Source organism: Salipiger sp. (assembly GCF_059781815.1).
The window spans coordinates 1-4,901 of record NZ_JBYNAH010000297.1 but is presented as its reverse complement, the minus strand read 5'-3'; the positions used below and the strand labels follow the sequence as shown (position 1 = coordinate 4,901).

General features: G+C 69.4%; 5 protein-coding genes. 4 read left to right on the top strand and 1 reads right to left on the bottom strand.

All coding sequences use genetic code 11. The annotated features are described in order from the left end of the window. A partial coding sequence (locus AC6RA4_RS23275) for an NAD(P)H-binding protein (protein ID WP_500164342.1) occupies positions 1 to 430 on the bottom strand: 430 nt, incomplete at its 3' end. 92 nt (positions 431 to 522) lie between these two features. Between AC6RA4_RS23275 and AC6RA4_RS23270 the strand changes: the two genes are divergently transcribed. The 4 genes from AC6RA4_RS23270 to AC6RA4_RS23255 all read left to right on the top strand — a co-directional run. Beyond that, positions 523 to 945: a winged helix-turn-helix transcriptional regulator gene (locus tag AC6RA4_RS23270; protein WP_500164340.1), complete on the top strand. Its 423-nt coding sequence runs from the start codon at positions 523 to 525 to the stop codon at positions 943 to 945. Positions 946 to 1,026: 81 nt separating this feature from the next. Further along, a complete protein-coding gene (locus AC6RA4_RS23265) occupies positions 1,027 to 2,229 on the top strand; it encodes an aminotransferase (RefSeq protein ID WP_500164339.1) in 1,203 nt (400 codons plus the stop codon). Between the two features lie 35 nt (positions 2,230 to 2,264). Continuing rightward, positions 2,265 to 4,112, top strand: a complete 1,848-nt coding sequence (locus AC6RA4_RS23260; protein ID WP_500164337.1) for a peptidyl-prolyl cis-trans isomerase — start codon at positions 2,265 to 2,267, stop codon at positions 4,110 to 4,112. Positions 4,113 to 4,120: 8 nt separating this feature from the next. Then, a partial coding sequence (locus tag AC6RA4_RS23255; RefSeq protein ID WP_500164336.1) for a chorismate-binding protein occupies positions 4,121 to 4,901 on the top strand: 781 nt, incomplete at its 3' end.

Sequence of the window (4,901 nt, the reverse complement as noted above, 5' to 3'; positions counted from 1 at the left end):
CATTGCGCAGCAGCGCGTAAGGCAGACTGGAGGCCGCCAGCGCCTGCTCCGTCGCGACGTGCTCGGCGGGCAGCACCGTCAGCGGCGAGCTGTCGGCCTTGAGGATCGAGGTATAGGCGACGAAGCCCACGCCCGCGGCCTTGGCCGCATCGATGACATTGCCATGCTGCGCGGCGCGCTGGCCGACCTCGCTGGAGGAGACCAACAACAGCCGCTCGACTCCCGCAAACGCCGCTTCAAGCGCCGCCGGATCATCGTAGGAAGCGACACGGACGCTCACGCCCTTGGCCTCCAGCGGGGCCGCGGCCTCGGGGCGGCGCACCAGTGCGCCGATCTCACCGGCCGGCACGCGGGCCAGGAGTGCGTCGATGACAAGGCTACCGAGCTGGCCGGAGGCGCCGGTCACGAGGTACTTGAGCGGTTGGGACATGAGGCGTTCCTTTCCTTCGATATTGGTCTATAACCGTAATATGGTCTCGGATGTAGACCACCTACAGGCGCCTGTGAAGGAGGCACTTTTTCATGACCAAGGAACATGCGGGTAACCCCGACGGCCTCGCGATCCTGCGCCAGCTTGCCGGGTTCGACGGCGCGCCGGACGATCCCGGCGTGTGCCCGGTGCGCGACGTGCTCGACCGGGTCGGCCAGAAATGGACGCTTCTGCTGCTCATCGCGCTCACCACCGGGCCCAAGCGCTTCTCGGCGCTGCAGCGACAGGTGGGTGACATCTCCAAGCGGATGCTGACCCAGAGCCTGCGGCAGCTCGAGCGCGACGGGCTGATCTCGCGGCAGGTTTTCCCGACCAAGCCGCCCTCGGTGGAATACGCGCTGACCGAGCTCGGCCAGTCGGCGCTCGAGCCGATCGCCATCCTGACCGACTGGGCCGACCGCAATCACGCCCGCATCCGTGCCGCGCGCGCGTCCTTCGACACCACGGAGGCCTGAGGGAAACGCCCGCCACGGCAGGCCTTTCCCCGCCCCGACCGGCCTGATAGCGTGCGCCGAAATCACGCCGGATCCGATCAAATGACCCATCTCAGCCGCACGCAATCCACCTTCACGCCGCCGGTCCCCGAGGCCAAGCGCTGGATCGAGGGCGTGAGCTTTCCCGCCGACCGCCCGCTGATCAACGTGAGCCAGGCCGCGCCGGTGGATCCGCCGCCCGCCGCCCTGCGCCGCGCCATGGCCGATGCGATGGAGCAGCCCGAGACGCATCTCTACGGGCCCGTGCTCGGCCTGCCGGCGCTGCGCGCGGCGCTGGCGCGCGACTGGAGCGCGCATTACGAGGCCGAGGTCAGCCCCGAGCAGGTCGCGATCACTGCCGGCTGCAACCAGGCCTTCGCCGCCACCATGGCCGCCATCGCCGGCGAGGGTGACGAGGTGCTTCTACCGACGCCGTGGTACTTCAATCACAAGATGTGGCTCGACATGCAGGGGGTGCGCACCGTGCCGCTGCCCACCGGCGACGACCTGCTGCCGGATGCCGAGACCGCCCGCGCCCTGCTCACCGATCGCACCCGCGCCATCGTGCTGGTGTCGCCGAACAATCCCGGCGGGGTCGAGTACCCGGCCGAGACCCTGCGGGCGCTCTATGACCTCGCGCGCGAGCACGGCATCCGGCTCATCGTCGACGAGACCTACAAGGATTTCGACAGCCGCTCCGGCGCGCCGCATGACCTTTTGCGCCAGCCGGGCCACGAGGACACGCTGATCCAGCTCTACAGCTTCTCCAAGGCCTACCGCCTCACCGGCCACCGCGTCGGCGCGATCATTGCCGAGCCGGGGCTGCTCGAGGAGGTCGAGAAGTTTCAGGACACGGTGGCGATCTGCGCGCCGCAGCTTGGCCAGATCGCGGCGCTCTGGGGGCTCGAGAACCTCAGCCAGTGGGTCGCCGGCGAGCGCGACGAGATCCTCGCCCGCCGCGCGGCGATCACCGCGCAATTCCCGCGTCTCGAGGCGCGCGGCTGGCGGCTCAAGGGGCTCGGTGCCTATTTCGCCTATGTCGAACACCCGTTTGCCGAGGGATCCGATGTGCTCGGCCGCAAGCTGGTGCACGAGGCCGGCATCCTCGCCCTGCCCGGCACCATGTTCGTACCGCCCGAAGACCCGGCCGGCGCGCGGCATTTCCGCTTTGCCTTCGCCAATCTCGACGCCGAGGCGATCACGGTGCTGTTCGACCGGCTCGAAGCGCTGGACTGGCCCCTTGCGGGGACCGACGGCCCGGCATAGACACGGGCGCCAGAACCATAGGGGAAGAGGCAGTCATGGCGCGCGGAAAAGCCGGCATCACCAAGTACATCGTCTGGGCGATCCTGATCGCCTCCTTCGTCGGTTTCGGCGCCTTCGGCACGGTGAATTTCTCAGGCGGGGTCGGCAGCATCGGCTCGGTCGGCGACACCACGATCTCGACCGGCGATTATGCCCGCGCGCTGCAATCCGAGATGCGCGCCCTGCAGGCCCAGACCGGCCAGGCGGTGACGGTGGAACAGGCGCGCCAGTCGGGCCTCACCGATCAGGTGCTGGCGCAGGTGGTGACCAACGCCGCGCTCGAGGACGAGACCAACCGCATCGGCCTTTCGGTCGGAGACGAGCGCGTCGCCGAGGACCTGCGCAACGTGCAGGCCTTCAACGGCCCCGACGGCAGCTTCGACCGCAGCGCCTATGCCTACGCGCTGCAGAATGCCGGGCTGAACGAGGCCGAGTTCGAGGAAGGTCTTCGCCGCGACGCCGCCCGCTCGATCCTCAGCGCCGCGGTGATCTCGGGCACCACCCTGCCCGACGCCTATGTCAACACGCTGCTCGAGTATATCGGCGAGACCCGCGCCTTCACCTGGGCCACGCTCGAGCGCGACGCGCTGAGCACCGGCCTGCCGGTGCCCTCCGAGGACGAGCTGCAGGCGTGGTACGACGACAATATCGACCTCTTCACCCTGCCCGAGACCAAGGCGATCACCTTCGCCTGGCTGACGCCGGACATGATCGTCGACACCGTCGAGGTCGAGGAAGACGCCCTGCGCGCTGCCTATGACGAGCGCGCGGAAGAGTTCAACCTGCCCGAGCGCCGTCTGATCGAGCGTCTGGTGTTCAGCACCGAGGCCGAGGCCCAGCAGGCCGCCGATCGCATCACCGCCGGCGAGGCGGATTTCGAGACCGTGGTCGAAGAGCGCGGCCTGGCGCTGATCGACACCGACATGGGCGATGTGACCCGCGACACGCTCGGCGAGGCCGGCGAGGCGGTGTTCGGCGCCGCGGTCGGCGACGTGGTCGGCCCCGCGCCCTCGTCCTTCGGCCCGGCGCTTTACCGCGTGAACGGCGTGCTGCCGGCGCAGGAAACCCCCTACGAGGAGGCCGTGCCGGACCTGCGCGACTCTCTGGTGCTCGACCGTGCCCGTCGGGTGATCGAAGGCATGGCCTCGAGCATCGACGACGAGCTGGCCGGCGGTGCCACGCTGGAAGAGCTGGCGCAGGATACCGACATGGAGCTCGGCCAGATCGACTGGACCGCGACCACCGACACCGGCATCGCCGGTTACCAGACCTTCCGCGAGGCTGCGGCCGCGGTGGCCGAGGGCGATTACCCCGCCATCGCAGAGCTTGGTGACGGCGGCATCTTCGCGCTGCGCCTCGACGAGCTGCACGCGCCGGCGCCGGCCCCGTTCGAGGACGTGCGCAACCGCGTGGAACAGCTTTGGGAGCAGGAGCAGGCCACCGACGCGCTGCTGGCGCAGGCCGAGGACATCGCGACGCGCATTTCCGAGAACCAGAGCTTCGGCGAGAACGGGCTCGACGCCACCGCCGAGAGCGGCCTGACCCGCGAGGCCCGCGTGCAGGGCCTGTCCCCGGCGCTGCTCGACGCGGTGTTCGATATGGCCCCGGGCGAGGCCCGCGCGGTGCGCGGCAGCGGCACGGCGCTGATCGTGCGGCTCGACGACGTGACGCCGGTCAACAAGGACGACGCGCAGATGCAGCAGCTCGTCAATGCGCTGCGCGATCAGGCGGCGAGCAGCGTCTCGCAGGATCTGTTCCGCGCGCTCAACAGCGACATCCAGACGCGCGCCGGCATCAGCGTGGATCAGGCGGCGGTGAACGCCGTGCTCAGCAACATCCGGTAAGGCAGACCATGGCGACGCTCATCCCCGCTTTCGAAGACTTCGCCGCAGCCTACGAGGCCGGCCAGAACCAGGTGGTCTACGCCCGGCTCGCCGCCGACCTCGATACGCCGGTGTCCTTGATGCTCAAGCTGACCGGCGCCGCCAAGGATGCCTTCATGCTCGAGTCGGTGACCGGCGGCGAGGTGCGTGGCCGCTACTCGATCATCGGCATGAAGCCCGACGTGGTGTGGAAGTGTCATGGCGAGACGGCGCAGATCAACCGGCAGGCACGGTTCGATCCCGAGGCCTTCGAGCCGGTCGAGAGTGACCCGCTCACCGCGCTGCGCGAGCTGATCGCGGAAAGCCGCATCGAGCTGCCCGAGGATCTGCCGCAGGCCTCCGCCGGGCTCTTCGGCTATCTCGGATACGACATGATCCGGCTGGTCGAGCACCTGCCCAACGTCAACCCCGACCCGCTGGGCCTGCCCGACGCGCTGATGCTGCGCCCTTCGGTCGTCGCGGTGCTCGACGGCGTCAAGGGCGAGGTCACCGTGGTGGCGCCGGCCTGGGTGCAGGAGGGCGTCTCGGCCCGCGCCGCCTATGCCCGTGCCGCCGAGCGCGTGATGGACGCGGTCCGCGACCTCGAGCGCGCGCTGCCGCAGGCCAGTCGCGACCTGGGCGAGGCGCACGAGGCCGGCGAGCCGGTCTCGAACTTCACCCGCGAGAGCTACAAAGCCGCCGTGGAGACCGCCAAGGAGTACATCCGCAAGGGCGACAAGGTAACTGTTCAAGGCGAGGTGTCAGCACGCG

Bases quoted from the DNA above. Each gene is read 5' to 3' on its own strand.
- AC6RA4_RS23265 (WP_500164339.1), top strand. From the start codon at position 1,027: ATGACCCATCTCAGCCGCACGCAATCCACCTTCACGCCGCCGGTCCCC.
- AC6RA4_RS23260 (WP_500164337.1), top strand. From the start codon at position 2,265: ATGGCGCGCGGAAAAGCCGGCATCACCAAGTACATCGTCTGGGCGATC.
- AC6RA4_RS23270 (WP_500164340.1), top strand. From the start codon at position 523: ATGACCAAGGAACATGCGGGTAACCCCGACGGCCTCGCGATCCTGCGC.